The following is a 1,015-nucleotide window of genomic DNA, read 5'->3' on the forward strand; positions in this document are numbered from 1 at the left end:
ACCTCGCCTGCGGCGAAGCCCGACATCAGGCGATAGGTGTTCGCCCCCATCAGGTAGGTGACCTCGGCTGTCGCCGAGCCACGCGAGGTACTCCGGACCCTCCAGGCCCCAGAACCCGAGCCAACCCTTCCCCGACGCGTGGCCGTCGAGAAAGGTGATGAAATCGACGAGAAGCTCCGACATGACGGTGTCCCTTCCTGGAGTGTCACACCTTGGACCCGCCGGGAGCCACAAACTCATCGGCCGCCCTGTTCGACCGGCCGATCGAGGGCCGGATCCTCCCCCGCACCCGGACCGCGATCGCCGACGGCACCCCACCCTGGAGACGGGCGCCGAGGGCGTCCACGGAGCGGACTTCCCCACCCGCGCCGCGACGTCCCCGCAGCTTCGACCTCGACATGCGGGCGACGAACGCGCCGGGTGCGGGCACGGCGCGGCGACCCGTTCCCGGAGCGACCGGCTCGGCCGGGATGGCACGGACGCCCGCCGGGAGGCGCAGGAAGGCCGACTCGGGGGAGCGGTGACGCACCGGAGCGTCGTCGATCACGAGCGCGCCCGGGGCGTTCAGAGCACCCGGGAGCGCGCGATCGAACGCGTCAGTGCGGTTCGTCGGCGGGCGGCGGGCAGGCCGAACGCGGTGAGCAGCGCGGCGCGCAGCCGGGGCAGGGCCGGTCTCACCGCCACGAGCGCGCGGCGTACCGGGACACGGCGTGGGAGCAGGCGCAGCGCCTGGTGGAGCGCGATCGCCTTGCCGTGTCCGGGGTCGCCGTACATACACATGATCCCGTGGGCGGCGACGGTGTGGGTCAGGGCTTCGGTGACCTCGCCGAGTCGGCGCGTCGACACGACGTGCGCGCCTGGCTTGTACAGGCGGCTGCCGTGGGCGAACGGGGAGGGTAGTGCCGTGAGCGGCGAGGGTGGTGTCGGGTCGCTCTCCCGAGGCCCGGCGGGTACACCGGGCCGGGGTGCGTGCACGGGGCGGCAGGTTTCGTCGACCGTGCCCGGCAGGGCGAGC

General features: G+C 73.4%; 2 pseudogenes. Both read right to left on the reverse strand.

The features are described 5' to 3' along the window. A pseudogene (locus GT354_RS42820) lies at nt 1-183 on the reverse strand (deaminase); the annotation flags it as partial. A gap of 381 nt (nt 184-564) precedes the next feature. Then, a pseudogene (locus GT354_RS55180) lies at nt 565-1,015 on the reverse strand (hypothetical protein); the annotation flags it as partial.

The organism is Streptomyces sp. SID3343 (assembly GCF_009865215.1).
Taxonomy (GTDB): Bacteria; Actinomycetota; Actinomycetes; order Streptomycetales; family Streptomycetaceae; genus Embleya.